Origin of the sequence: Microbacterium phyllosphaerae (assembly GCF_017876435.1) — a bacterium.
GTDB lineage: Bacteria > Actinomycetota > Actinomycetes > Actinomycetales > Microbacteriaceae > Microbacterium > Microbacterium phyllosphaerae.
This window is the reverse complement of the sequence record NZ_JAGIOA010000001.1, coordinates 1068028-1090687: the sequence shown is the minus strand read 5'-3', so window position 1 is coordinate 1090687 and position 22660 is coordinate 1068028. Positions and strand designations below refer to the sequence as shown.

Below are 22660 nucleotides of genomic sequence, written 5' to 3'. Positions count from 1 at the left end.
GTCCGGACGAGTCGCGGGTGAGGCACCACCGGAGCCCGCGGACGCACTCCCCGAAACGGCCTCCTACAAGACGCGAAAACGCCCCGCAGGTCGATGCCTGCGGGGCGTTTCGGAGCGTTGCCTGGTTGCTAGAGCGTGAGCCCGTGACCGAACCGGAAGAGCGGGTCGGCCGTGTCGAATGGGACATCGGGGCGGGACGCCTCCACTGCCGCCATCGACCGCGGAAGGTCGAACGGCAGCTTGCCCTGCGCGCTCGCGACGCCGCTGAGGACATCGAGCAGGGCAGCCGCCGACACGCCCCAGTTGACCGTGACGGCCGCAGCCACATCCGTGATCGGCTGGAGGATCGGCGGACGATCGGCCAGCACGTCGACCACGGTCGGCACCGCACTCGCCACCTCGCTCACGTGGGCGATCACGTCGTCTGCGAAGTCGAGCGGGCCCGCGTGGAAGAAGTTCTCGAACATGGTCTCGCGCTGCTCGAACGGCGCCTGCAGCCGGATGACCGCGAGGTCGGCCTCGGCCGGAGTCGCGACCACGGTGCCGTAGGCCGCTGCCGCGTCGGCGTCGATGCCCTCCACGTAGAGCTTGAGCCCCACCGAGAACGGCAGCGATCCGTCGTTCGTCAGCACGGTGACGGATGCACGCTGAGCCGCCTCGCCGGCGGCACGGAACTCCGCGCGCCCGACGACCTCATCCGCGGCATCCTCGTCGACGAACGGATTCTCGAAGAGCCCGAGTTCGAACTTCTCGCGGAGGATGCGGCGGGCGGAGACGTCGAGCCGCTCCTCCGACACGGAGCCGTCCGCGACAAGCTCGAGCAGCAGTTCGGGGCAGTCCTCGCCGCCGAACTGGTCGGCGCCCGCATCCAGCACCTTCAGCATCCTCTCGCGCGGCGTCAGATCCTCGACGCCCCACGCCCTGGCGGGGAAGGGCTGTCCGAAGATCTCGGCGTCGTTGATCAGCCCCCAGTCGGTGCACACCAGGCCGTCGAAGCCGTAGCGCTCACGAAGCAGCCCGGTGATGACGGACCTGTTGAAGCCGAATCCGACCTCTTCGTACTCGGTCCCGACGGGCATGCCGTAGTACGGCATCATCTGCCGAGTGCCTGCAGCGAGAGCATCCTCGAAGGGCTTGAGGTGCAGCTCGAACTGCCCACCCGGGTACACCTGCTCGCGGCCATACGGGAAGTGCGGATCTTCACCGTCCTTCTGCGGGCCACCCCCGGGGAAGTGCTTCGTCATGGTCGAGACCGACCCCGGGCCGAAGGCCTCGCCCTGGAACCCACGGATATATGCCGCTCCGAGAATGCCCGACAGCTCGGCATCCTCCCCGAAGGTCGCGGTCTGACGCGCCCAGCGTGATTCGGTGGCCAGATCGACCTGCGGGTGCAGCGCGACGCGCAGGCCGACGGCCGTATATTCCTGACGCGCGATATCCGCGAAACGCTCGACCAGCTCGGGGTCGCGCGTGGCGGCGAGCCCCAGCGTCTCGGGCCACTGGGAGAAGGGACCGGCGAGGATCGATGCGCCCGGGTTCTCGCTGAACGAGTGACGCGGATCGGTCGACAGCGTCACCGGGATGCCGAGCCGGGTGTCTGCGGCGAGACGCTGCAAGGCGTTCTGCCACGCGGCGATCTCGCGTCCGGTCGGCGCCGCACCCAGCAGGTTGAAGTGCGTCATGTTCTTGACGTGCACGAACTCACGCGCGCTCGGGGTCGCGAAGACCGGGTTCGCCTCGTCGAGGTCGCCGATCGCGATCATCGTGTGGAAGAACAGTCCTGCCTTCTCCTCGATGCTCATCTCGTCGAGGAGAAGCTGCACACGGTCGTCGACGGGCAGGCTCGTGTCGAGCCACGGTCGGGCGGTGGTCACGTCTGTCATGGTCACTTGACTCCCTTGATGCGGTAGACGAGGACGGCGCCGGCGAGTGCGACGAGCGCACCGAACAGGTACCAGGTGGTGTATCCGCCGAGCGGGGTGGCGGCTCCCAGGGCGATGATGCTCGGCGCGATCGCGGGAGCGATCGACTGCGGAAGGGCGTTGGCGATGTTGAGCACGCCGAGGTCCTTCGCCACGTCGTCGGGATTGGGGAGCACCTCGGTGGCCAGGGCGAGGTCGACAGACAGGAACGAGCCGGCTCCGAGTCCGATGATCGTCTGCGCGACGATGACGATCTCGATGCTGGGAGCGATGGCCAGGATCACCAGGCCGACCACCATGATGACGCCCGCGATCGCGACGAACGGACGGCGCTTGCCGATCTTGTCGGAGAGGAATCCGCCGAGAGGCGCGGAGATGGCCATCGCCGCCATCGAGGCGAGGTTCGCGATCAGGATCGTGCCCACCGCCGCCTGCTCGTCGAGCGCGAACTTGTTGACGAGGTAGAGCGGAAGGAAGGTGGCGATGCCGGCGTAGCCGAACATCACGAAGAACTTGGTCAGCCAGGTCCAGCCGAAGTCGGGGTGCTTGCGGGGATTGAAGACGAACGAGCCGAAGAACGTGCCGATCGTGAAGGGGGTCGCAGGCTTCTCGGTGAGGCGGCGGTCCTTGAGCGTCAGCACGAACACCACGACGAGGATCAGGGCGATCGCACCGGGCACCACGAAGCGCTCGAAGTCACCGGGGAGGAAGTTCACGATGAAGCTTCCGGCGAGGATGCCGATGGGCGTGGTGATGCCGATGATCCCCGAGACCTTGCCTCGGCTGGAGACGGGCACCTGGTCGGGCAGCGTCGCGTTGGCGGCGGCGAGCACGGCATTCATGGCCGCCTGCACGAGGCACCATGCCAGCAGCACCACGAGCACCGAGGTCGCGGCGCCGATGATGGCGAAACCGCCGAGTCCGACGATCGCACCGCCGAGGATCCAGGGGCGACGCATGCCCCACTTGGAGGTGGTGCGGTCGGAGAGGCGGCCGACCAGCGGGTTCGCGATCAGCGCGAAGGCGGCGCCGACACCCATGACGAGGCCGAGGCTGCCCTCGGTGTTCACCGGGTCGAGGCGCTGGATCTTGAACGCCATCGACACCATCACCGGTGTGAGCAGGGCCAGGTAGACGCCGAAGTTCACGGCGGCGAGTCCGGGCGTGTAGCCGCGCGGGGTCTTGAGAGGTGTGGTGCCGGGGGCTTTGAAGCCGGTGGTTCCGACGGCCGCCGCGGTGGCGGCCGATGACAGCTCTGTCATGGGGGGTCCTTTCGGGCAAAGGGTGCGCCGGTCCTCCGCGACTCGGCGTCGAGAGATGACGATACACGAATCTCGACCGTTTGGTAAGTGAATGTCTACCGATTGGTAATGAGAGAGAATGGGACGGAAGGGGGCTGCGATGACGACAGTGGCGACAGGCTCCCGTCAGGCGCGCGCGGCCGAGACCCGTCAGCGCATCGTGGATGCTGCCCGCGAGCTCTTCATCTCGAACGGCTACCGGTCGACGTCTCTGCGCGACATCGCGGGGGCGGCCTCGGTCAGCCACCCCGGCCTCCTCGGCCACTTCGCGTCGAAGGACGACCTTCTCGCCGAGGTCGTCGCGGGCTTCGAAGCCGACAACGAGAAGGACTTCGACCTGATCGCCGCGGCATCGGAGCCCGGCGGGCTGATCTTCGCAGACGTCGCGCGCCGCAACGCCCGCACACCGGGCTACCTCGAACTCTTCGCCGCGCTCACCGGCGAGGCCTCAGCCCTCGAGCATCCCGCACACGAGCGGATGCAGGCACGGTACGCACGCCTGCGGTCGCTGAGCTCCGAGGTCCTCGAGGATGCGGCGCTGCACGGTTCCGTCGACTCCGACCGCGACGTGTCGGCGGAGACGACCCGCCACATGGCCGGCTGGGACGGTCTCCAGCTGATCTCGCAGTACCTCCCCGACCGCGTCGACGTCGTGGACATGCTCGAAGAGCGCGAGTCGCTCTGGGCGATGCCGTTCGGCTGGCGCGATCCCGACCAGCCCGCTCCTGCCCCGGAGTCCGCGGGCCCGCTGCCCGCACTCGACGGCACGACCGTTGACGGAACCCCGGAGAGCGATCCCGGTTATGCCGTCGGACGGCGGCGGCGAGCGCAGATCCTCGCCGACGCGATGCGACTCTTCTCTCGCGCCGGGTACGGCGACACGAGCCTGCGCGACATCGCTGAGGCCGTCGGGGTGTCGAAGTCGACGCTGCTGCACCACTATGCCTCGAAGGAGCTGCTGCTCAGTGCCGTGCTCTCGGAGCGCGACCGGTCGATCCAGGAGCGCACGAATGCTCACGGGGAGGAGCGGGCCGCCGACGTGCTCCGCGCCATCCACCAGGGCGCCCTCGTGAATGCCCTCGACGAACCGGGGCTGATCGAGGTCTACGCGGTGCTCTCGTGCGAGGCCGTGCCCGCAGGCCATCCCGCCCACGAGTACTTCACCGAGCGGTTCCGAAAGGTGATCGACCATTTCGCGGAGCTGTTCCGGCTCGCGCAGGTCGACGGGGACCTTCCCGATCACCGCGATCCCGAGCACGAGGCCGTCTGGCTTCTCGCTCTGTGGGACGGGCTGCAGTACCAGTGGCTCTACGACCGCGATGCCGTCGACGTCGCGGCGCACCTGCGCGCGCACATCGATGACGTGCTCCCCCGAGCATGAGCGACGCCCGGGATCAGGATGCGGCGATGACCGCCAGCACGCCCTCGCCGTAGCCGTCACGCTTCTTGGCGCCGATTCCGGTGATGCCGTCGAGGTCGGCGAGTGAGGCCGGACGATGCTCGGCGAGCGCGCGCAGCGTCGCGTCTCCGAAGACCATGTATGCCGGCTTCCCCTCCTCGCGAGCGGTCTCGGCGCGCCACGCGCGGAGCGCCTCGAACAGACCGCGGTCGGCCGCATCCAGAGCATCCGCCGCGCTCGCCTTGCGTGCCCGCGGACTGGAAGCCGGTCGACCGATCGTGTCTTTTCGCAGCGGCACGGGCGTCTCGCCCTTGAGCACTCCGGCCGACTGCTCGCCCGGGGCGAGCGTGCCGTAGTCGCCCTGCGCCACGATGATCCCGCGCGCGAGCAGCTGACGCACGACGCTGCGCCAGTCCTGATCCGAGAGGTCGGCGCCGATGCCGTAGGTCGCGATCTTCTCGTGGCCCTGCTGGCGGATGCGCTCGGTCGACGCGCCGCGGAGGATGTCGATCAGATGCCCGGCGCCGAACGACTGGTTGCGCTCGCGCTTGAGACGAACGATCGTCGAGAGCAGCTTCTGCGCTGGGACGAGTCCGTCGAAGGTCTCCGTCGTCTCGAGGCAGGTGTCGCAGTTCCCGCAGGGCTGGGAGTCCTGACCGAAGTAGCCGAGGAGGTTCTGCCTGCGGCATTCGACCGTCTCGCACAGCGCGAGCATCGCGTCGAGATGCTGTCCCATGCGCATCTTGAAGGTGCGGTCACCGGGGCTCTGGTCGATCATGCGGCGCTGCTGCACCACGTCGCCCAGACCGTAGGCCATCCACGCGATCGACGGCTCGCCGTCACGACCCGCACGACCCGTCTCCTGGTAGTACCCCTCGACCGACTTCGGGAGGTCGATGTGGGCGACGAAGCGCACGTCGGGCTTGTCGATGCCCATGCCGAAGGCGATCGTCGCGACCATCACGACACCGTCTTCTCGCAGGAAGCGCGACTGGTTCTTCGCACGCACCTCGGCGGGGAGACCCGCGTGGTACGGCAGGGCATCGAACCCCTGCGCCGCGAGATAGGTCGCCGTCTGCTCGACGGATTTGCGGCTGAGCGCGTAGACGATGCCCACCGAGCCCTCGGGCTGCGCGCGGATGAACGCGACCAGCTGCTTGCGCGGGTCGACCTTCGGCACGATGCGGTACTGGATGTTCGGGCGGTCGAAGCTCGCGACGTAGTGCTTCGCGTCGTCGAGGCGCAGCCGCTCGGTGAGCTCCTTGTGCGTCGCCCGGGTGGCGGTCGCCGTGAGCGCCATGCGCGGCACACCGGGGAACCGCTCGCCGAGGTCGCCCAGAGCGAGGTAGTCGGGACGGAAGTCGTGGCCCCACTGCGACACGCAGTGCGCCTCGTCGATCGCGATGACGCTGAGGGTGCCCCGCTGCAGCAGTGCCGTCGTCTGCGGCGACGAGAGTCGCTCGGGTGCGACGTAGATGAGATCGAGCTCGCCGGCGACATACGCACGCTCGACTTCACGCCGCTCGTCGATCGACTGCGTGGAGTTGAGGTACGCCGCGCTCACGCCGTTGGCCCGCAGTGCGTCGACCTGGTCGTGCATGAGAGCGATCAACGGGCTGATCACGAGCCCCGTGCCCTCGCGCACGAGCGCGGGCACCTGGTACGTGACACTCTTGCCGCCACCGGTCGGCATGAGCACGACGGCATCGCCGCCGCCGATCACGTGCTCGACGATCGCTGCCTGGTCGCCGCGGAACTCGTCGTAGCCGAAGACCGTGTGCAGCGCCTCACCCGCGCTCGGGTACCGGCTGGGGGCAGCGCGCCGCACCGCGGGAGCGGACGGAGGCCGCGACGACGTCACCGGCGTGACCGGGCCAGGGCCCCAGTCGAGAGGCGGCTCGTATCCCTCACCCTGCGGCACCCAGTCCAGGGGCTCCGGCGGTTCGGAGGGCTCCCACTCGGCGCCGTCCCAGGGCTCGTCTGCGTACGGCAGATCCTCGTACGGGTCACGGGGAGTCTGCGGCATCCCTCCAGCGTAACGACCCCCGCCGACGCCGGCCGGACCTTCCACACTTCTCGCGGGCGTAGGTTGGACGCAGACGCCCGAAGGAGCCTCCGATGACCGACATCACCGTCACCCGCAACGACGACGAGTCCCGCTACGAGATCCGCACCGACGGAACGCTCGCCGGCTTCGCGGAGTTCGACCTGCGCCCGGGCTCGATCCGCTTCATCCACACCGAGCTCGACCCCGCCTTCCAAGGTCAGGGTCTGGCGGGCATCCTCGCCGAACGCGCGCTGACGGACGCCGTGACATCGGGCGAGGCGATCGTGCCGCTCTGCCCGTACATCGCCAAGTACCTCACGACCCACGAGATCCCCGGGGCGGAGATCCGCTGGCCGAAGCGCCCGGGCACCGCGCCGACGGAGGCGTGATGATCGGGGAACGACGCATCCTGCTCGAACCGCGCGAGGTTCCACTCGGCGGCGTGCGCGGCATGAACGTCCTGCGCGTGCTGCCGCATCGCAACCTCCCGACGATCGGAGCCTGGTGCTTCCTCGACCGGTTCGGGCCGGCGGACACCCGGATGCGCGTCGAACCGCACCCGCACATCGGGCTGCAGACGGTCACCTGGCCGCTCGTCGGCGAGATCCGCCACCGCGACTCGCTCGGCAGCGACGCCGACCTGCGACGCGGCCAGCTGAACCTGATGACGGCGGGCAACGGCATCTCGCACTCCGAGTACTCGATCGGCGACGACCCGATCCCGCTCGACGCCCTGCAGTTCTGGGTCGCGCTCCCCGAGGGCGCCCGACAGGGAGCCGGAGGTTTCGAGCGTCACACCGACCTTCCCGCCGTGACGCTCGCGGCCGACGAGGGGGCGGATGCCACCGCCACCGTCGTGCTCGGCGAGTTCGCCGGCACCGTCTCGCCCGCGACCGTGCACACCCCGATCGTCGGCGCCGAGATCGTCATCCCCGCCGGAACCCGCGTGCGACTGCCGCTGCGCACGGACTGGGAGCACGCGATCATGCTCGTCGAGGGGGACGCATCCGTCTCGACGCACGAGATGACGCAGAACGACATGCTCTACCTGGGCGATTCGAGGGATGCCGTCGAGGTGACCAGCGCCCAGGGCGCCCTGCTCTTCCTGATCGGCGGCGAGCCGTTCGACGACGAGATCGTCATGTGGTGGAACTTCGCCGGCCGCACCCACGATGAGATCGCCGAGGCGCGCACGGAGTGGGAGGCGGCATCCGCTCGCTTCGGTGTCGTCGAGGGGCACGACGTGCGCATCCCCGCGCCACCGCTGCCCGACGTGCGCCTGATGCCACGCGGCCGCCGGATCTGACCCGCACCCGTCTCCGCATCCGCACCCGCACCCGCGGACAGAGCGGCGCCCCGCGCTCCGAAGAGCACGGGGCGCCGCCCCTGATCCCTACTCTGCGTCGACCGTGATGATCGTGCGCACCTGCGACTCGCCGTACTGCACGAGTCCGAGGTAGCGGGTGCCGGCGGTGAGGCCGGTCCAGCTGAGGTCGTAGCTCGTCGCCTGGCCTCGCACCGCGTCGATCGGGTTCGGGTTCGCGGTGAGCGCACCCTCGCCCTCGGGCTGCACGTTGGCGTAGGTCATGTCCCACGTCATCGGAGCAGACGTGGCATAGACGTTCGCGACCACCAGGTAGGTGCCCGCCGTCGGAGCAGGCAACGTGACCTGCTCGTCGGCCGAGCCCGTCGCCGACTGCCAGCGCTCGTAGTAGCGCAGGTCGTCGGGGCTCACGACCCGGTAGACCGTGAGGTCGAGGTCGCTTCCGGTGTCGTCCGACGAATCGAGGTCGAACCGCGAGAGCGTCGTGCCCTCGGGCACGTCGACGATCCACGACACGTCCTTGTTCTCGTCGCCCGAGGCCTCGTCACCCGAGTGACCGGTGACGCGACCGTCGGGGTCGTCCAGCAGCGTGAACGGCGTCAGACCCGACAGGCCGAGAGCGAGCTGGCCGTCGACACCGGGCGTGATCTCGACCGTGGTCGAGCCGTCGACACCCGTGCCCTCGACCTCGGCGGGAGCATCCGCCGTGACCGGGAACACCGCGATCGGCGAGCGCACCGTCTGCTTCTTGTTCGACCAGGTGAGCGAGCCGGTCGCCCACTGCTCGACCGGCGCGCTCTGGTTGTCGAACGTGACCGTGTAGGTCGCCTTCTGACCCGCCTTGGTGAACTTCAGCGTCGACGGCTTCACCGTCACCTTGACGCCGGGCAGATCGACGGATGCCGTGAACGTGCCCTTCTCGGTCGCGGTGACCGTGCGGGTGACCGTCTGCGCGCTGGCCAGCGATCCGATCGAGAACGATGCGACGTTGAGGTCGCTGCCGTCGATCGGCTCGACGCCGTCGAACTCCGCGAGCCCCTTGCCCTCGAGGAACGCCGCCCAATCGGGCACGTCGTTCAGGTAGAGCAGACCCGGGTTGAAGTAGCGCTTCGGGTCGACCTGACCCGCGCCCTGCTGGAACGGGTCCTTGTTCTTCGATCCGTCGGCGTTCACCGTGTCGTAGGCCGTGGTCATCATCGCCGACTTGATCTCGGCGGGCTTCGCCTTCGGGCGCTCGCCGAGGTAGAGAGCAGCGAGGCCGGCGATGTGCGGTGATGCCATCGACGTGCCCGACAGGATGCCGAACGTCGGCTTCTCACCCGGGGCGTTGTTCGTCGCGGCGAGGATCGCCACACCCGGAGCCGCGATGTCGGGCTTCATGATGTCGCTGCCGTCGGCGAGCATCGGCCCGCGGCTCGAGAATCCGGCGATCTGGGGCACGGGAGTCACCACACCGGTCGTGTTCTTGCCGACGAGCGTGATCGGACGATCGGTGCCGCCCTGGACGTACGCGAGCACGGCGGCGCGGTACGCCGACGCGAGATGCACCGTCGGCACGGCGTGGAAGTCGTTGTCGAGCGAGTCGGCGCCTCCGGGGACGTTCACGAGGACGACCCCCTTGCCGCCGGCATCCTTCACGACCTGGGACTTCTCGGCGCGGGCGTTGCCGCCGCGGTCGCAGACCACGATGTGGCCGGTGACCTTCGCCGGGTCGATGCTGCCGGGCAGGCACAGCGCCGCGTCGGCGGCCGCCTTGCCCGCGGCCGGTGCGTCACCCGCGTAGATCGAGGGCCCGGTGACGGTCGTGCCGAACGGCACGCTCACCGATGCTCCGGCCTGGGCGAAGCCCGGGAACTGCACGGTTCCCTCCCAGGTCGGGATCGTGGATGCCGCGACCGTGGTGTACCACGGAGAGGCGTGGTCGGCGGTGACCGGGTCGGGTCCGTCGTTGCCGGCGCTGGCCGCCACGAAGACGCCTGCGGCGGCCGCGTTGAAGAACGCGATGTCCTCGGGGGCGAGGACGGTCGACGCCGCTCCGCCGCCGATCGAGTAGTTGATCACGTCGACGCCGTCGGCGACGGCCTGGTCGATCGCGGCGATCAGGTCGCTGCCCGCGCAGATGTCGTCGGTGGTGACGGTCTCGTCGGGTCCGACGTAGCAGGCCTTGTAGGCCGCGACCTTGGCGCCGGGCGCGACGCCCGAGACCTTGCCGAAGTCGACGTTCTCGATCGACGCCTTCACGCCGAAGTTGCCCGCCGCGGTGCTCGCGGTGTGCGAGCCGTGGCCGTCGCCGTCACGCGGCGAGAGGTAGTCGTACTGGAAGTCGAAACCGGCAGCCGCGGCGCCGGAGGAGAAGTACTGGGCGCCGATCAGCTTGGTCGAGTAGTCGCTCTTGTCCCACTCCTGCCCTTCGACCATCGCGCCGCGGAACTGGCCGCCGTCGGACTTGTCGAAGTACACGTAGCTGCCGTCGGTGTAGGGCTGGGTGCCCTTGTGGCGCTTGTCGCTCTTCTTCTGCTTCTTGAGCTTCTTGCCCTCGAACGAGGGATGCTCGGGTGCGATGCCGGTGTCGATGACACCCACCACGACACCCTCGCCGGCCTTGTCGACGCCGCCGGTCTGCTGCCAGACGCCGCCGCGGCCCTTCTTGTCGTCGCCGAGTCCGAGGAAGCTGGTGGACGTCTGCGCGTCGGGGTGGCGGATGAAGTCGGGATAGACGCCGTAGACGTCCTTCGAGGCACGGAGCTTGTCGACCTGTGCGCCCGAGAGTTCGGCACTGAACCCGTTGAGGACGACCTGGTACGTGGTCTCCGGGGTGACGCCCGCCTCCTCTGCGACCGTCTGCTGCTCGGTCTCGAGATGCTGGACGTAGCGCTGCGAATCCTTCGACTGCGTCTCGAGCTGCTCGCCCTCGGCCGGCTTCGTCGCCTTCAGACCCTTGACTTCGCCGGTGTAGCTGGCGAGCGGGTCGGACTTCAGCACGACGATGTAGTGTCCAGGCGTGCCTTCGACCGGTGTGGGGTGTGTCACCCCCTCTGCTGCATAGCCTGCGGTTGCCGTCGATGCGATGAACAGCGTGGCCAGGGTTGTGGCCGCTGCCATCCGGAGGGGTGTTCGACCCATGTGCTTCTCCCGATGATCTCCGTGCGACTGCGTTGCCGCACCGCCGCTCAAGCTACGCCCGCCTTCCGTCTACACACCAGGGTCGGGGGAGATTCCTAGACGAACGACCAGCGCAGTCGCCATTGGTCGACCCGGCGTGCGCCGACCTGTCTCAGAGTCGTTCCGGGGAGTGCACGCGTGCGAGGAACCGCGAGGTGCGCGGCGAGGGTCCCCGCGGATCGAGCAGCGACACGATCACGGTGACCGCGGCCGCGAGCGGGATGGTCCAGGCTGCCGGCTGCGCGAGATAGGGAGCGGCGACGCCGACTCCTCCGATCGCCGCGTGGATCAGCAGCGCCAGCCCCGCGGCGAGTCCGCCTGCGGCCATGCCGGCCACCGCACCGCGTGCGGTGAGGCCTCGCCACCAGACGCCCAGCAGCACCACCGGGGAGAGTGTGGATGCCGCGACCACGAAGACCACTCCCACGCTCGACACGAGTCCGGCCGGCGCCGTCATGAGCGCGACCGCGAGGGGCACCAGGGCGCACAGGACGGCCGACACCCGGAACGAGCGCACGGAACCGGAGAACACGTCCTGACTGATCACCCCGGCGAGCGACACCACGAGGCCCGCCGAGGTCGCCAGGAACGCCGCGAACGCTCCAGCGACGATGAGTGCCGTCAGCAGCTCGCCGAAGACCCCGGGGAACACCCGCGACGGCAGCAGGAGCACGACGGTGTCGGCGATGCCCGGCACGGCGAGATCCGGTGCCTCGATGCGTGCCAGCAGACCCATCGCGCTCGACACGGCGTAGAAGGCGCTGACCATGGCGATCACGATCACCGTGGTCCTGCGCGCCGAGACCCCGGTCGGGCTCGTGTAGAAGCGCACCAGCACGTGAGGCAGTCCCATCGTGCCCAGCAGCAGAGCGAGCAGCAGGGATGCCGATTCATAGGCGTCGAACCCGGAGGGCCCGGCTTCTGCCGGGAAGACGAGAGCGGGATCGAAGTCGTGCGGTCCCCCGCTGAGCGCGAAGGCGATGCAGATGACCGGCACGAGAAGAGCGGTGAGCTTCAGCCAGTACTGGAACGCCTGCACGTAGGTGATCGCGCGCATCCCGCCGGCCGCCACGGCCGCGGCCACCAGCACGGCGACCGTCACGGCACCCACCCATTCGGGCAGCCCCGCGACCACGACGAGCGTGATGCCGGCTCCGTGCAGCTGCGGCACGATGTAGAGCCACCCGATGATCAGCACGGCCAGACTCGTGACCCGACGAGCCGATGTCGATTCGAGCCGCGCCTCGATGAAGTCGGGGATCGTGTACGCGCCGCTTCGACGCAGAGGGGCGGCGACGAACACCAGCACGAGCAGGTAGCCCGCCGCGTAGCCGATGGGGAACCAGAAGCCCCGAGCGCCGTCGAGCAGCACGAGACCGGACAGACCGAGGAAGGTTCCCGCAGAGAGGTACTCGCCGCTGATCGCCGAGGCATTCCACACGGGGCGGACGGTGCGCGAGGCCACGAAGAAGTCGCCGGTGGTGCGCGAGACCCTGAGCCCGTACACGCCGATCAGCAGCGTCGCCAGAATGACCAGGGCGACACCGACGAGATTGGCGACCGCGTTCACTCGCGGTCCCTGAGTGCGCGATAGCGACGCTCGTTGCGGGCGGCGGTGCGCGCGTAGAGCAGGGCGAAGACGAGGATGATCGGATAGAACGCGAAGGCCTGCAGCAGCCACGACAGCGGCACGCCCCACAGGGTGACGCTCTCCATTCCGGGAATCAGCGCCACCGCCAGCGCGAGCACCACCACGACGACGACGAACCCGGCGACGGTGCCGAGCGCCAGGCGCAGCTGGCTGCGCATGAGAGCACGCGCGTAGACCGCATCGGCCTCGTCGACGGGGGATCCGGGAAGCGCGATGCCCCGGGTGAGAGCCTGTGGCCGCCGGGGCGGCAGGTCGGCCGTGACCCGCACCCTCTTGGGCGTCTCCGCCTTCTTGGGCGTCTCGGTCATGGCCCGGCCTCGCCACGCACCAGCGCCTCGCGCACCGTCGGCACGAGACGTCTGCTCACCGACAGCGAGACGCCGTCGATCACGAGCTAGGGATCGGAGCCCGACAGCCGCGCCTCGGTGACCGCCGATATCCGCACGAGCACCGAACGATGGATGCGCAGGAACCCGGCATCGGCCCACCTGCTCTCGAGCTCGGAGATCGGGATGCGCACCAGATGGCCGGTGCCGTCGTCGGTGTGCGGGCGCGAGTAGTCGCCCTGGGCCTGCGCCCACACGACGCTCTTGCGATGCACGAAGCGGACGGCGGATCCGACCGTCACCGGGATCACCTCGTCATCGCCGGATGCCGCGCTCTCGCCGAGTTCGAGCACGCGATCGACGGCGCGACGCAGCCGCTCGGTGCGGACCGGTTTGAGCAGGTAGTCGGCGGCGCGGAGCTCGAACGCCTCGACGGCGCGTGCCTCGTCGGCCGTCACGAACACGACGGCCGGCGGATCGGCGAGGGCGAGGAAGGCGCGGGCGAGTTCGGTGCCGAGCAGCCCCGGCATGTGGATGTCGAGGAACGCGATCCGCACGGCTCGCTCCGAGAGCTGACGCAGTGCGTCGGCACCGGTGCGCGCGGTGAGGATCTCGCCGATCCGGTCGTCGGTGCGCAGGAGATGCACGAGCTCATCGAGCGCGGGCTGCTCGTCGTCGGCGACGAGGACGTCGATCATGAGCGCACCTCAGTCGTTGTCCGGATCGTGGAGCGGTTGCGACTTGGGCACCCGCATCCGCACCAGGGTACCCGCGCCGGTGTTGGTCTCGACCACGAGTCCGCCGTCGGTGCCGTACAGCTGGCGAAGACGAGTATCGACGTTGCGCAGACCGATGTGCAGCCCCTCGGCTCCGTCGGTGAGCAGCTCGCGAAGCGCCTCCGGGTCCATCCCGATCCCGTCGTCTTCAACCGTGATCTCGGTGTGCGTGCCGTCATCCCTCGATGCGATGCGGATCTCGCCGCCTCCCTCCCCCGGTTCGAGGCCGTGACGCACGGCGTTCTCGACCAGAGGCTGCACCGAGAGGAAGGGGATGACGGTGGCGAGAGTCTCGGGGGCGATCTGCAGTGTGACCCTCAGTCGGTCGCCGAACCGGGCACGCTCGAGCTCGAGATACGAGTGGATGCTGCCGAGTTCCTCCGCCAGCGTCGTGAACTCGCCCTGCCTGCGGAACGAGTATCGGGTGAAGTCGGCGAACTCCAGCACGAGGTCGCGCGCGCACCGGGTCGGTGTGGATGAAGGAGGCGATGGCCGTGAGCGCGTTGTAGATGAAGTGCGGTGAGATCTGGGCCCGGAGCGATCGCAGCTCCGCCTCGGCCAGCTGCGTGCGCGAGCTGTCGAGGTCACCCAGTTCGACCTGGGCGGCGCACCAGTCGGCGACCTCTTCGGCCGCGCGGACGAGCGAGGCACGCACCGGTGCGGCGAACGCGACCACTGCTCCGATCACCCGGCCGTCGACGAGGATGGGCGCACCGACTCCTTCCAGGTCGTCATCGGCACCCGGCGAGGGGAACACCTGTCGACGCCCCGACGCCGTGACCTGCTCGGCGATGCGCACTGCGGCCGATTCCAGCCCGTCCGAGGGGCCGTCGAACGACAGGGTGCCGTCGGCATCGACGATCGCGACCGCCGCGCTGCCGAGCAGCACCCTCAGGTGTCGGGCAGCCTTGACCACGTCGGGGCCGGCGAGGCCCGCGCGCAGGTGCGGCGCCGCCAGACTCGCGTGGTGCAGGGCGGTGAGCGCCGCCCGCTCGGCATCGCTGCCGAGGTCGGCCGCCCCGCGCGCGAGCCGACGGGCGAGCAGCAGCAGCACCGTGAGCACGACGCCGCCGAGCACGCCGAGCACCGCTGCGAGAACGACGTCGGTCATGCTCTCAGCCTAGGCACTCGGCGGTCGGCGACGACCGCGCCTCAGCAGCAGCGCGCACCCGGATTGCGATCCTGATCGTCCATGCGCTGCCGCCAGAACTGCCGCTCCGTCAGCGGCTCCTCATTCGGATGCTGCCGCCGGTGATGCGCGACGTAGGTCGCGTAGGCACTGTCGCCCATCAGGGTGGTGATGTACCAGCGGATGCCGCGACCCACCCGCCCCGCGCCGCTGAGAAGCGTACGCAGGAGGGTGGTCGCGGCATCCGCGCGGTTCACGATGTCGGCCATCTCAGTGGGTCGATGCCTTGCGCTCGTCGGCGAGGATCGGCTCCCACTCCTTCTCGAGCTCGCGCTCGGCGGGGCTCGGCAGGAACCCGGCCGGGGCGAACCGCCGGGAGGCGACCGGAGTCTCCTCGGTGTTCTCGCCGCCCCCGTTGCGGATCGCCTTGATCGTCACGACGACAGCGGCGACCATCACGATGATGGCGAGCGTCACGAAGATGATCGACAGGGTGCCCTGCACGGCCGTGTTGCGGATGACCGCGTCGAGCACCTCGGGCGCTCCGAGCGAGGTGTCGCCGCTGTCGCGGGCCTCGACGTAGCGGAAGTGGTTCGCCCAGTAGCCGATGGCCGGCATGGGCGAGGCGATCTTGTACAGCGACGCGGTGATCGTGACGACCGCCGTGAACGCGAGCGGCAGACCGATGATCCACAGCCACTTGACGTAGCTGCGTCCTCTCTTGGCCACGATCGCCATCACCACGGCGAGCGCGATCGCCGCGAGCAGCTGGTTCGCGATGCCGAACAGCGGGAAGAAGGTGTTGATGCCGCCGAGCGGGTCGGTGACGCCGAGGATGAGGATCGCTCCCCAGCCGGCCACCATGATCGCGGTGCAGATCCACACACCTGGGCGCCACGAGACGTCACGGAACTTGGGGAACCAGGCGCCGATCGAGTCCTGCAGCATGAAACGGGCGACGCGGGTGCCCGCATCCACCGCGGTGAGGATGAACAGAGCCTCGAACATGATCGCGAAGTGGTACCAGAACGCCATGAGCGCCTGCCCGCCGAGGGCCTGCTGCATGATGTGCGCGAGGCCCAGGGCCAGCGTCGGCGCACCGCCGGTGCGGGAGACGATCGACTCCTCGCCGACGGCCTGCGCTGTACCGGTGAGTATCTCGGGCGTCAGATTCACCCCCGTCAGCCCCAGCGAGTTGACGAAGGCGACGGCCCCTTCGACCGTGCCCCCTGTCGCCGCCGTCGGCGCATTCATGGCGAAGTAGATGCCCTGGTCGATCGAGATCGCGGCGACGAGCGCCATGATCGCGACGAACGACTCCATGAGCATGCCGCCGTAGCCGATGAAGCGCGTCTGGCGCTCCTTCTCGATGAGCTTCGGTGTGGTGCCTGACGCGATCAGGGCATGGAACCCAGACAGCGCGCCGCACGCGATCGTCACGAACAGGAACGGGAAGAGGGGACCCGCGAACACCGGTCCCATCCCGTTCTCGCCGAAGATGCTGACGGCGGGAACCGTGATCTCGGGGCGCACGAGGATGATCGCACCGGCGAGCATGACGATCACGCCGATCTTCATGAAGGTCGACAGGTAGTCGCGCGGAGCGAGCAGCAGCCAGACCGGCAGCACCGCGGCGATGAAGCCGTAGATGATGATGCCCCATGCGATCGTGGTGCGGTCGAGGTGGAAGATCGCCTGACCCCAGTCGGTGCTGGCCACCCAGCCGCCGCCGATGATCGCGGCCATCAGCAGCACGAAGCCGATGATCGAGACCTCGGTGACCTTTCCGGGGCGCAGGAACCGCAGGTAGATGCCCATGAAGATGGCGATCGGGATGGTCATCGCGACCGAGAACACGCCCCAGGGGCTCTCGCCGAGAGCGTTGACCACGACGAGGGCGAGGATCGCGACGATGATCAGCATGATGAGCAGCGAGGCGACGATCGCCGCCGTGCCGCCGATGCGTCCGAGTTCCTGCCGCGCCATCTGGCCGATCGTGCGGCCGCCGCGGCGCATGGAGAAGAAGAGCACCGTGTAGTCCTGCACAGCGCCGGCGAGCACGACGCCGACGATGATCCAGATCGTTCCGGGCAGGTATCCCATCTGCGCGGCGAGCACCGGGCCGACGAGCGGTCCGGCACCGGCGATGGCGGCGAAGTGGTGACCGTAGAGCACGCGGCGGTCGGTGGGGACGTAGTCCTTGCCGTCCTGCTTGACCTCGGCCGGGGTCGCGCGGCGGTCGTCGGGGCGGGTGATGTACTTCTCGATCACCTTGGAGTAGAACCGGTAGCCGATCAGATACGTGCAGACGGCGGCGAACACGAACCAGATCGCGTTCACGGTCTCGCCCCGCACGATCGCGAGCATCGTCCAGGCGACGGCACCCAGCAGGGCGATCGCCGACCAGATGAGGATCTTCGGCCAGGTCCAGCGGTTCGCCTTCTCGTGGTGCTCGTCGCTCAGGGCGACGGGGGGAAGAGAGGGGTCGGTGGTGATCACCGGTTCGTCGAGTCCGGTGCGATCGCGGCCGGTCCCGTCGCGGCGATGCGACGAAGGTGCAGTCATGGGGGTCTCCTCGGGGTGCGCGTCTTTGCGTTCACCCACGCTAGAAAGCATCCGAGTGACCGGCGGGTGCATCTCGGGATGGATGCGACGAACGGCGCAGACCACGCGACGAACGGATGCCGGAGAGGCTGTTTTGCACGGCGACCGACCGCATCCGGTCGACCGGTGCGCAAGTAGGCTGGAAGGGTGGCATCCTCCCCCGTCCTGACGACTCGCGTGCTGCTCGTCTGCGCTGCGATCGGCGTCGCCACCGGCATCCTCGGGGGTATCGCCGGGCTCATCACGCCGGGCGTGCTGCTGCTCACTCCCTATCTCTACGGACTCGTGCTCGGCTCGCACGTGCTGCCGGGCATCATCGCGCAGGAGGTGCTGCGCCGACCGCTCGTCGCGCTCGTCACGCACGTCATCGCCGCCCTCATCTCGAGCGCGTTCAATCCGGCGTGGGCGCTGCGCTTCATCGGCACCGCACTGCTGTTCGGCGCCATCCAGGAGGGCATCGCCGCCCTCACCCGCTACCGGTCGTGGGGCGCCTGGCGGTTCTTCCTCTCCGCCGGCGTGATCGGCGTGATCGTGGCGGTCGTCGTGTTCTTCGCCGCCCACCTGGCGGTGCTGCCCCTGTGGGCGCAGATCGCGTACCTGGTGATCTCGGTGCTCGGCCCCATCGCCTGGACCGCCGTGGGCCTCGCGATCGGCTCGGCACTCAGCCGCGCCGGCGTCGCCCGGCGCTGATCCGGCGCCTATCCCACCCCGATCCCACCCCGATCCCGCGAATGCGGATCAGGTAAGGCTCAGCTAAGTTAGAGCTGTACCGATCCGCCGAAACCCGGGGTTATGCCGTGCGCTCATCTGCGCCTCTCCTCCGCGTGCGTGACCTCTCGATCACGCACGCCGATGCCGCGCGCCCCTCCCCCGACGACGTCACCTTCGACATCCGTCCCGGCGAGGTCGTGCTGCTGCTGGGTCCGTCGGGTTCGGGCAAATCGACCCTGACGCTCGCGCTCAACGGACTCATCCCGCACGCCGTACCGGCGACCATGACGGGGTCGGTCGAGGCCGGCGGGCTCGACACCGCCGACACCCCCACCGCCTCGCTGAGCACGCACGTCGCGATGGTGTTCCAAGACCCGGATGCGCAGATCGTCACCGGCACGGTCTACGACGAGGTGGCGTTCGGCCCCGAGAATCTGCTGCTGCCGCTCGCGGAGGTGCGCACGCGCACCGAAGACGCTCTGCGTCGAGTCGCGTTGTGGGAGCGACGCGACGAGAACCCCGACCGGCTCTCGGGCGGCGGCCGCCAACGCCTCGCGATCGCCTGCGCCCTGGCCATGGGCTCGCTCCTGATCGTGCTCGACGAGCCGACCGCCAACCTCGACCCGCAGGGCATCGACGACGTCTACGCCGCGCTGACCGACGTCGTCGCCGCCGGCGACCGCGCCATCCTGCTGGTGGAGCACAACCTCGACGCGGCGATGGGGTTCCTCACCCGCACGATCGTGCTCGACCGCGCGGGACGCGTGGCGTTCGACGGTCCGCCCGCCGAGATCATCCGCACGCACGCCGCCGACCTCGTGGCGATGGGCGTCTGGCTGCCGGGCGCGACCCTGGCCGCACTGCGGATGCAGGATTCGGGTACGCACTTCGCCGAGCTGCCCCTCACGCCGGACGAGCTCGCCGCGGCGCTGGCCGCAGCCACGAGTCACCACGTTTCGACTCGCTCCGCTCGCTCGACGGCCGAGGAGCGCAACGACGAGAGCACCCGCTCGACGCCCGACGACGGCAGCCGCTCGTTGAGCGACGAGCGCAGCGACGAGACGAAACGCTCCGGCACCCCGATCATCACCGCTCGCGGCCTGACCGTGCGCCGCCACCGCACCGAGATCCTGCACGGCATCGACCTCGACATCGCCCCCGGCTCCCTCACCGCGATCGTCGGCACGAACGGCGCGGGCAAGACCACGCTGCTGCAGTCGCTCGCCGGCGTCGTTCCGCCACCGAAGCGGCAGGTGACGGTCGACGGCATCGATCCGGGGTCGGCGTCGCCGCGCGAGCTCGCGAACCGCATCGGCTTCGTGTTCCAGAACCCCGAGCACCAGTTCATCGCCCACACGGTCTTCGACGAGCTCGCGCACGGGCTGCGGCTGCGGCACACCCCGGATGCCGAGATCACCGAACGCGTCGATGCGATGCTCACCCGGTTCGGGCTCGAGGCCAAGGCAGAGGTGCATCCGTTCCTGCTCTCCGGCGGCGAGAAGCGCCGCCTCTCGGTCGGCACGGCGCTGATCACCCGCCCGCGGGTGCTCGCGCTCGACGAGCCGACGTTCGGGCAGGACCGCGCCCGAGCATCCGAGCTCCTCGCGCTGCTGCACGATCTGCGCGACGAGGGCACGACGATCCTCATCGTGACCCACGACCTGCAGCTGGTCGCCGAGCATGCCTCGCACACCGTGATCCTCGCCGACGGTCGCGTGCACGCCGCCGACCGCACCGAGTCGCTGTTGCGTGATGAGACGGTCTTCGTCGAGGCCGGGCTGCGGCTTCCGGCGCTCCAGCGCGTGCTCGCCGCGGCAGGACGGGCGATCGCATGACCGCGCAGACGTTCGATCCGTACGCGGCGGTCACGGCATCCTCACCCCGTCAGTTCCTCTACGCCCTGAACCCGCTCGCGAAGGTCGCCGGCGTCGCCCCGGCCATGGTGGTGCTGATCTTCGTGCGCGACCTCGCGACCCCTGCCGCCTTCCTGGTGCTGTCGCTCGTGCTGATCGTCGTGGGGGCGCGACTCACTGTCCGCTCCGCCGCGCTGCTGTTCCTCGCACTGCCGGTGGGCATGCTCGCGATCGGTCTCGGGTTCTCGCTGTGGGTCGATGCCGCGCTCGTCGGCGACACCCCGCCCGCGGTGCAGCTCGGCGACTGGACGCTGTACCAGGGCGCTCTCGCGATCGGCTTCGCCACCGCCCTCCGTCTCGGCGCGATCATCTCCCTGGCGCTCATCGGCGGACTCACGACCACCGGCCCCGACCTCGTGCGCGCCGGCGTGCAGCAGCTGCGGGTGCCGTACCGCATCGGCTACACGGCGCTCGCGGCCTTCCGCTTCGTGCCGCGCTTCGGGCATGAGCTGGCGGTGATCCGCGCCGCGCATCGGGTGCGCGGCCACCACGGCGGCAGCGGACCGTTCGCGCGGATCGCCCGCGGGTGGGGCTACATCGTGCCGCTGCTCGCCGGAGCGATCCGTCACGCCGAGCGTGTCGCCCTCGCCATGGACTCCCGCGCGTTCGGCGCCCACCCCACACGCACCGAACGTCACCTCGTGCCGTTCCGCGTGCGCGACACCGTCTTCATTGTCGCCTCGATCGCCGCATCCGCCGTGATCTTCGTGGTCTTCTTCCCCTGGCAGCTGCCCTGAAAGGCGCCCGCATGGCATTCAGCAAACTGGTCAAGCCCGAGTCGTCCGAGCTCATCCACCTCAGCGTGCTCCGCACGGAACGGCTCTCCGAGCACTGGATGCGGGTCACGCTCGGCGGAGGCGAGATCGAGAGGTTCCGCCCGATGGGCTTCGACCAGTGGTTCCGGCTGTTCCTGCCGATCGGCGGGGACGCCGGACTCGAGCGGGTGCCGGCGAAGGCGAACAAGATGTTCGGATACCTCAAGTTCCTCCGCATCCCCGACGGCGAGCGCCCGGTCATGCGCAACTACAGCGTGCGAGCGCATCGCCCCGCGACCGCCGAGACCGGCGCCGAGATCGATGTCGACTTCGTGCTGCACGGGTCGGCGGCCGACGGCACGGCCGGCCCCGCGTCGCGGTGGGCTGAGACGTGCGCACCCGGCGAGCACGTGCTGATCATCGACGAGGGACTCACCTTCAACCCGCAGCGTGGCACCGACCGGGTCGTGCTCGTGGGCGACGAGACGGCGCTGCCGGCGATCGCCTCGATCTGCGCCTCCCTCCCCGCGCATGCCACGGGCACCGCGCTCATCGAAGTGCCCAGCGAGGAGGATGCGCTGGAATTCCCGCATCCCGCCGGCGTCGACATCGTCTGGCTCGTGCGTCCGCATGAGTTCCCGCCGGGTTCATTCGCCCTCGCACGACTGCGCGACCTCGCTCTTCCCGAGGCGCCGTTCCACGCGTACGCGGCGGGTGAGCAGTCGCTCGCCTCGGGCGCCCGCAAGCACCTCGTCGGCGAGCGCGGCATCGACAAGAACGCCGTCAGCTTCTGCGGCTACTGGAAGATCGGCGCCTCCTCTCCGTCGTCGAAGGCCGCCCGCGACGCCGCGGCGGAGCCCCTCGCATGAGCGGGGCGGATGCTGTGAGCGGGGCGGATGCCGTGGGTCGGGCGGATGCCGTGGGCGCGAACCCCTATGCGGAGTCGTCCCCTGCCGCAGTCTCATCGGCCGGTGCGGGGCCAGAAACGCATCCCGCGCCCGGTGCGGGGTCAGAAACGCATCCGACATCGCCTCCTGAGATGCAGAATCGACCACGCACCGGCGGCGGACGCTCGCGCTTCCGATTCCCGACGGCGATCCTCCTGACCTGTGCCGCACTCGGCGTCGCCGGCGGCATCCTGCTGGCTCCCGCCAACTGGATCTCGACGCTCCTGTTCCTCGGCCTGCCGTTCGTCAGCGTGGGCCTGGCCGGGCTGTGGCTGCTGCCCTCGGTGGTCGCCCTGCGCCTGCTGCGACGCCCCCTGGTCGGCCTGCTGGTGGGACTCCTCGCCGGACTCGTGATCGTCCCGTTCTCGGGCTACGGCTTCAGCAGCGTGGCCACCAATCTCTGGTGGGCGGCGTTCACCGAGCTGCCGTTCCTGTTCGTCCTCTGGCGCTATTGGGGAACCTGGTTGCACTACCTCGGCGCGGCGATCGTCGGCGTCGTCTACCCGATCCTCGCGTGGACGTCGTTCAACCTCGGCACGTTCGACCTGAGCCTGCAGATCACGTTCTTCGCGATCACGCTCGCGAGCTGCCTCGGAGGCACCGCCCTCGGCATCCTGATCGCCGACAGGCTGCGCCGCGCCGGTGTCGGTGGGCGTCTGCCTCGCTGAGCGGCGCAGGACCGGCCCTGACTCG

Annotated in this window: 16 protein-coding genes and 2 pseudogenes; 8 read left to right on the top strand and 10 right to left on the bottom strand. The window is 69.4% G+C overall.

All coding sequences use genetic code 11. The features are described 5' to 3' along the window. Nucleotides 1-128: 128 nt before the first annotated feature. Together JOF42_RS05185 and JOF42_RS05180 are read right to left on the bottom strand one after the other, a co-directional pair. Entirely contained in the window at nt 129-1883 is a 1755-nt protein-coding gene (locus JOF42_RS05185) for a glycoside hydrolase family 3 protein (protein ID WP_210096886.1), read from the bottom strand. Between the two features lie 2 nt (nt 1884-1885). Beyond that, on the bottom strand, nt 1886-3184 hold the full coding sequence (locus tag JOF42_RS05180; protein WP_210096885.1) for an MFS transporter: 1299 nt from the start codon (nt 3182-3184) through the stop codon (nt 1886-1888). A 139-nt stretch (nt 3185-3323) separates the two neighbouring features. On the opposite strand from JOF42_RS05180, the gene JOF42_RS05175 reads away from it, so the two are divergent. Continuing rightward, a complete protein-coding gene (locus tag JOF42_RS05175) occupies nt 3324-4604 on the top strand; it encodes a TetR/AcrR family transcriptional regulator (RefSeq protein ID WP_210096884.1) in 1281 nt (426 codons plus the stop codon). Between the two features lie 13 nt (nt 4605-4617). Here JOF42_RS05175 and recQ read toward each other — a convergent pair whose 3' ends face one another. Further along, nucleotides 4618-6648: a DNA helicase RecQ gene (recQ, locus tag JOF42_RS05170; RefSeq protein WP_210096883.1), complete on the bottom strand. Its 2031-nt coding sequence runs from the start codon at nt 6646-6648 to the stop codon at nt 4618-4620. A gap of 92 nt (nt 6649-6740) precedes the next feature. Between recQ and JOF42_RS05165 the strand changes: the two genes are divergently transcribed. Beyond that, nucleotides 6741-7058, top strand: coding sequence for a GNAT family N-acetyltransferase (locus tag JOF42_RS05165; protein ID WP_210096882.1), 318 nt, complete (start codon nt 6741-6743; stop codon nt 7056-7058). Continuing rightward, nucleotides 7058-7975: a pirin family protein gene (locus tag JOF42_RS05160; protein ID WP_210096881.1), complete on the top strand. Its 918-nt coding sequence runs from the start codon at nt 7058-7060 to the stop codon at nt 7973-7975. The genes JOF42_RS05165 and JOF42_RS05160 overlap by 1 nt, the downstream gene beginning before the upstream one ends. A gap of 87 nt (nt 7976-8062) precedes the next feature. On the opposite strand, the gene JOF42_RS05155 is transcribed toward JOF42_RS05160, so the two are convergent. From JOF42_RS05155 to JOF42_RS05125, 7 genes and pseudogenes are all read right to left on the bottom strand, one after another. Continuing rightward, nucleotides 8063-11023, bottom strand: coding sequence for a S8 family serine peptidase (locus JOF42_RS05155; RefSeq protein WP_210096880.1), 2961 nt, complete (start codon nt 11021-11023; stop codon nt 8063-8065). A 244-nt stretch (nt 11024-11267) separates the two neighbouring features. Then, the gene (locus JOF42_RS05150; protein WP_210096879.1) at nt 11268-12725 is read right to left on the bottom strand and encodes a sodium/solute symporter; all 1458 of its coding nucleotides are present in this window, start codon (nt 12723-12725) and stop codon (nt 11268-11270) included. After that, complete coding sequence (locus JOF42_RS05145; RefSeq protein WP_210096878.1) at nt 12722-13114, bottom strand: heavy metal transporter; 393 nt, start codon at nt 13112-13114, stop codon at nt 12722-12724. Before JOF42_RS05145 ends, JOF42_RS05150 begins: the two co-directional genes overlap by 4 nt. Then, nucleotides 13111-13830: pseudogene (locus JOF42_RS05140) on the bottom strand (LytR/AlgR family response regulator transcription factor). The gene JOF42_RS05145 and the pseudogene JOF42_RS05140 overlap by 4 nt, the downstream one beginning before the upstream one ends. Before the next feature lie 9 nt (nt 13831-13839). After that, nucleotides 13840-15019 (bottom strand): annotated as a pseudogene (locus JOF42_RS05135) (sensor histidine kinase). 41 nt (nt 15020-15060) lie between these two features. Further along, nucleotides 15061-15306: a YbdD/YjiX family protein gene (locus JOF42_RS05130; RefSeq protein WP_210096877.1), complete on the bottom strand. Its 246-nt coding sequence runs from the start codon at nt 15304-15306 to the stop codon at nt 15061-15063. 1 nt (nt 15307) lies between these two features. Then, nucleotides 15308-17602, bottom strand: a complete 2295-nt coding sequence (locus JOF42_RS05125) for a carbon starvation CstA family protein (RefSeq protein WP_210096876.1) — start codon at nt 17600-17602, stop codon at nt 15308-15310. Between the two features lie 186 nt (nt 17603-17788). Between JOF42_RS05125 and JOF42_RS05120 the strand changes: the two genes are divergently transcribed. From JOF42_RS05120 to JOF42_RS05100, 5 genes are all read left to right on the top strand, one after another. Further along, nucleotides 17789-18331 (top strand): ECF transporter S component, encoded by a 543-nt coding sequence (locus JOF42_RS05120; protein WP_210096875.1) that lies wholly within the window; start codon nt 17789-17791, stop codon nt 18329-18331. 107 nt (nt 18332-18438) lie between these two features. Beyond that, nucleotides 18439-20187: an ABC transporter ATP-binding protein gene (locus JOF42_RS05115; protein WP_210096874.1), complete on the top strand. Its 1749-nt coding sequence runs from the start codon at nt 18439-18441 to the stop codon at nt 20185-20187. Beyond that, on the top strand, nt 20184-21002 hold the full coding sequence (locus JOF42_RS05110; RefSeq protein WP_210096873.1) for an energy-coupling factor transporter transmembrane component T: 819 nt from the start codon (nt 20184-20186) through the stop codon (nt 21000-21002). Before JOF42_RS05115 ends, JOF42_RS05110 begins: the two co-directional genes overlap by 4 nt. A gap of 11 nt (nt 21003-21013) precedes the next feature. Further along, nucleotides 21014-21889: a siderophore-interacting protein gene (locus JOF42_RS05105; RefSeq protein ID WP_210096872.1), complete on the top strand. Its 876-nt coding sequence runs from the start codon at nt 21014-21016 to the stop codon at nt 21887-21889. Between the two features lie 170 nt (nt 21890-22059). Beyond that, the gene (locus JOF42_RS05100) at nt 22060-22635 is read left to right on the top strand and encodes an ECF transporter S component (RefSeq protein WP_210096871.1); all 576 of its coding nucleotides are present in this window, start codon (nt 22060-22062) and stop codon (nt 22633-22635) included. The last annotated feature ends 25 nt before the right edge of the window (nt 22636-22660 follow it).

Coding starts and splice junctions, on each gene's coding strand:
- JOF42_RS05185 (WP_210096886.1), bottom strand. CDS start 1,883: ATGACAGACGTGACCACCGCCCGACCGTGGCTCGACACGAGCCTGCCC.
- JOF42_RS05180 (WP_210096885.1), bottom strand. CDS start 3,184: ATGACAGAGCTGTCATCGGCCGCCACCGCGGCGGCCGTCGGAACCACC.
- JOF42_RS05175 (WP_210096884.1), top strand. CDS start 3,324: ATGACGACAGTGGCGACAGGCTCCCGTCAGGCGCGCGCGGCCGAGACC.
- recQ (WP_210096883.1), bottom strand. CDS start 6,648: ATGCCGCAGACTCCCCGTGACCCGTACGAGGATCTGCCGTACGCAGAC.
- JOF42_RS05165 (WP_210096882.1), top strand. CDS start 6,741: ATGACCGACATCACCGTCACCCGCAACGACGACGAGTCCCGCTACGAG.
- JOF42_RS05160 (WP_210096881.1), top strand. CDS start 7,058: ATGATCGGGGAACGACGCATCCTGCTCGAACCGCGCGAGGTTCCACTC.
- JOF42_RS05145 (WP_210096878.1), bottom strand. CDS start 13,114: ATGACCGAGACGCCCAAGAAGGCGGAGACGCCCAAGAGGGTGCGGGTC.
- JOF42_RS05130 (WP_210096877.1), bottom strand. CDS start 15,306: ATGGCCGACATCGTGAACCGCGCGGATGCCGCGACCACCCTCCTGCGT.
- JOF42_RS05125 (WP_210096876.1), bottom strand. CDS start 17,602: ATGACTGCACCTTCGTCGCATCGCCGCGACGGGACCGGCCGCGATCGC.
- JOF42_RS05110 (WP_210096873.1), top strand. CDS start 20,184: ATGACCGCGCAGACGTTCGATCCGTACGCGGCGGTCACGGCATCCTCA.
- JOF42_RS05105 (WP_210096872.1), top strand. CDS start 21,014: ATGGCATTCAGCAAACTGGTCAAGCCCGAGTCGTCCGAGCTCATCCAC.
- JOF42_RS05100 (WP_210096871.1), top strand. CDS start 22,060: ATGCAGAATCGACCACGCACCGGCGGCGGACGCTCGCGCTTCCGATTC.